Origin of the sequence: Bradyrhizobium sp. 142, assembly GCF_023074015.1 — a bacterium.
Lineage (GTDB): Bacteria > Pseudomonadota > Alphaproteobacteria > Rhizobiales > Xanthobacteraceae > Bradyrhizobium.
The window spans coordinates 1-3,966 of sequence record NZ_JADPKQ010000408.1; the positions used below are offsets into that span (position 1 = coordinate 1).

At 65.6% G+C, this 3,966-nt stretch carries 3 protein-coding genes; all 3 read left to right on the forward strand.

Annotated features, from left to right (window positions below; translation table 11 throughout):
• Window positions 1–490 precede the first annotated feature (490 nt).
• Genes IVA82_RS37600 through kynU form a run of 3 tightly spaced genes read left to right on the forward strand, consistent with a single transcriptional unit; the run spans window position 491 to window position 3,394 of the window.
• Entirely contained in the window at window positions 491–1,300 is an 810-nt protein-coding gene (locus IVA82_RS37600; protein ID WP_148740909.1) for an alpha/beta fold hydrolase, read from the forward strand.
• Window positions 1,301–1,337: 37 nt separating this feature from the next.
• Window positions 1,338–2,177, forward strand: coding sequence for a tryptophan 2,3-dioxygenase (gene kynA, locus IVA82_RS37605; protein ID WP_247389533.1), 840 nt, complete (start codon window positions 1,338–1,340; stop codon window positions 2,175–2,177).
• 2 nt (window positions 2,178–2,179) lie between these two features.
• Window positions 2,180–3,394, forward strand: coding sequence for a kynureninase (kynU, locus tag IVA82_RS37610; RefSeq protein WP_247389532.1), 1,215 nt, complete (start codon window positions 2,180–2,182; stop codon window positions 3,392–3,394).
• Window positions 3,395–3,966: the final 572 nt, after the last annotated feature.

The window sequence follows — 3,966 nt, forward strand, 5'->3', positions numbered from 1 at the left end:
CGCACGCTCCGGCGCCGCAGCCAGACCGATGGCATGAGGTGGGAGACGATCAGTCGCCTCGCCTGTGACTGCCTCCCCAGGCCCAACATCCGTCATCCTTGGCCGCGAGCACGCTTCGCCGTCACTCACCCGAGGTGGGAGCCGTATGCGGGAAAGCCGCACGTACGGATCTGTGCGGGGGGCGCTCAGCAATGAGCGTCCCTACCGCGACCGCTGCGCTCGCAATGACGGAACGTGAAGCGAGTTCCTCATGCTGAGGAGCTTGCGCAACCAGCGTCTCGAAGGATGCAGACCTGGCCGGTGGCCTTCGCCCTTCGAGACGTCGGTTCGCGGCCCTCACAGGGTGAGGAGGAAATTTCTTGCCGCTGCGGCCCGTGCCCGAAACGAGGGCGGCGCGAGATACTTTAAGCTTAAAATGAAGACTAGGATGTCGGACCTGCCGGTGGCAGACTGCCCGCGATCGCAAGGCCTGAGTCCTCGGGGAGTAACGATGCGCGATTGGGATGATGCTTACGCCAATTCGGCCCATATCCCGGGCTCGGACAAGCTTCCGGCGCTGTGGGCGGAGCGGGCGGCGGCCTATCGTGCCGCGCTGAGGGGGTTTCGCCCCGACATCGCCTACGGTGCCAGTGAGCGACAGCGCCTCGACCTGATCGTGCCCGACGGCGACAGCAAGGGCCTCGTCGTGTTCGTCCACGGCGGCTATTGGATGCGCTTCGACAAGTCGGCCTGGACCGATCTTGCCGAGGGCGCCCGCCATCACGGCTGGAGCGTCGCGCTGCCGAGCTACACGCTGACGCCCGCCGCGCGCCTCTCCGACATTACCGCCGAGATCGCTGCCGCCATCGCGAAGGCGGCCTCGCTCGTCGCAGGACCGATCCGGCTCGCCGGCCACTCCGCAGGCGGCCATCTCGTCACACGCATGCTGTGCGACGACAGCCGGCTCGAACCCGCCGTCTACAACCGCATCGCCGGAACGCTCTCGGTCAGCGGCCTGCACGATCTGCGCCCGCTCTTAAAGACGAAGATGAATGAGACGCTGCGCATGACCATGGAGGAGGCGACGCTCGAAAGCGCGGCGTTGCATCTGCCGCGCGGGCATTCGCCAGTCACAGCCTGGGTCGGCGGCGGCGAGCGGCCCGAGTTCATCCGCCAGTCCGACCTGATGGCCAATGTCTGGACCGGATTCGACGTGCCGACGCACCTGGTCATCGATCCCGGGCTCAACCATTTCACCGTGATCGACGGGTTGAAGGACCCGTCGTCGCCGATCACGGCGCGCCTAATCGGTTTCGACTGATTGTGGCCAACAGGATGATCGACCGAGAGTGCCCGTCATGACGTCCAGCGATTACGATCCTGCAACCGAAGGCGCCGAAACCGACTTCGCCCGGCGCATGTCGTACGGCAACTACCTGGCGCTGGATGCGATCCTCGGCGCGCAGCATCCGCTCTCCGAAGCGCATGACGAGATGCTGTTCATCATCCAGCATCAGACCACCGAGCTGTGGATGCGGCTTGCCATCCATGAGCTCAGCGCGGCGCGGCGCGCCATCGCGCAGGACGAGGTGGCTCCCGCCATGAAGATGCTGGCGCGGGTCTCGCGCATCTTCGAGCAGCTCAACGGCGCCTGGGACGTGCTGCGCACGATGACACCCAGCGAATACACGCGCTTCCGCTCGCAGCTCGGCCAGTCCTCCGGCTTCCAGTCGCGCCAGTACCGATTGATCGAATATCTGCTCGGTAACCGCAATCACGCCATGCTCAAGCCGCACGCGCACGACGCCGAAGTGACGAAGCTGCTGGAGGCCGAGCTCGCGACGCCGAGCCTCTATGACGAGGTGCTGCGGCTCGCCGATCGCAACGGGCTCAAAATGCCTGCGGCCGTACTGTCGCGCGACGTCCGCGAAACCCACAGCTTCAACGAGGGTGTGCTGGAAGCCTGGCGACACGTCTACGAGGCGCCTGCGACGCACTGGATGCTCTACGAGGTCGCCGAGAAGCTGGTTGATTTCGAGGATTATTTCCGCCGCTGGCGCTTCAACCACGTAACGACGGTCGAGCGCGTCATCGGCTTCAAGCGCGGCACCGGCGGCACCGGCGGCGTCAGCTATCTCAAGCGCATGCTGGAAATCGAGCTATTCCCCGAACTCTGGCGCGTTCGCACCGTCCTCTAGAGATGTCCATGACCGAGACCAAGCTGCGCGTCTATGACGACACCAAGTCGCTGTTCCATCTGCCCGACGGCGTGATCTATCTCGACGGCAACTCGCTCGGCGCGCTGCCGTTGGGTGTCGCCGAACGCGTCGACCACGTTATCAAGGCCGAGTGGGGCGATGAGCTGATCCGGGCCTGGAACAGTGCGGGCTGGTACGTCCAGCCGCGCCGCGTCGGCGACCGCATCGCGCGGCTGATTGGCGCGGAGACCGGCTCGGTAATGATAGGCGACACGCTGTCACTGAAAGTCTATCAGGCGCTTGCCGCCGCGCTCGACATGAACGGGACCCGCAAGATCATCCTGTCGGACACCGGCAATTTCCCGACCGATCTCTACATGGCCGAGGGTCTGATCGCGACGCTCGGACGTGGTCATCAATTGCGCCTGGTGGCGCCGGAGGAAATCGAGATGGCGCTGTCGGAGGAGATCGCGGTCCTCTACATCACCGAGGTCGATTACCGCACCGGCCGCCGTCACGACATGGCAAAGCTCACCGCGAAAGCGCATGCCCTCGGCATAGTCACGGTCTGGGACCTCGCGCATTCCGCCGGTGCGCTGCCGGTCGATCTCGCCGGCTGCGGCGCCGATTTCGCCGCGGGGTGCACTTACAAATATCTCAACGCCGGCCCCGGCGCGCCGGCCTTCCTCTACGTCGCGCCGGGCCATGCCGATAGCGTGCGCGCCGCGCTGTCCGGGTGGATGGGCCACGCAAAGCCGTTTGCGTTCGAGCTCGTCTATGCTGCCGCCGGCGGCGTCGAGCGCATGCGCGTCGGCACTCCGCCGGTGCTGGCGATGGCGGCGTTGGAGGCCTCCCTCGATATCTGGGACCGCGTCGATATTGCGGAGGTCCGGGCGCGGTCGCTGGCCTTGGGCGACCTCCTGATCAGCGAAGTCGAACGCCGCTGCCCGTCGCTGAAGCTCGTGACGCCGCGCGCGCACGAGAGCCGCGGCTCGCAAGTCTCTTTCGCCTTTGACGGTGGCTATGCCGCCATGCAGGCCCTGATCGCCCGCGGCGTCATCGGCGATTTCCGCGCACCTGACATCATGCGCTTTGGCATCACGCCGCTTTATATCGGCGAGGCCGAGGTGCTGACGGCGGCCGGGATCATCGAGGAGGTGATCGTGGACGAGGTGTGGCGCCGGCCGGAATATCAGGTCCTCAATGCGGTGACGTGAGGTCCAGACCTCATAGCGAGGAGCCCTGGCGACGAAGCAATCCAGAATCCTGCCGCAGAGGCATTCTGGATTGCTTGTGCGCCAGGCAAGCTGGCGCGGTCCAACCGGTGGAAGTCCGGTCCGGGTAAGCCGTAGCGGGCGCCTGGTAGTGAGTGTTGCGGTGTCGTCGGCGACGGCGGCAGCGAAGCGTACACAACGATGCTGTGGGGTGGGCTATTGAGCCGCGAAAGACAGAAACTCGCAGAGGCCGAGGCGGTAAGCAACGTCGAAGGCAACATGTGCGGTTCCGTTATGCGAGGGGCTGACGCTCTGCCGTGGTCGAAGACCCCATCACGCAGTAAGGGACCGCGCCGGAACCTGGGAGGTCCCGCGTTCGACCGCAGGCGGCATGCGCCTTCGGTCCGCATCGGGAAGGCGAGGAGCCGAAGCCGATGACGAACGAACGCGGGAAGTCGGACGCGGCCACAGTAGCGGCGAAGCCGGCGAACGAGGCAGAGCGATCTGCGAAAGGAGCTGGTGGAGCGAAGGGCCGCGACCAAGGGGAATGCGGACCAGCAAAGCACGACCCGGAG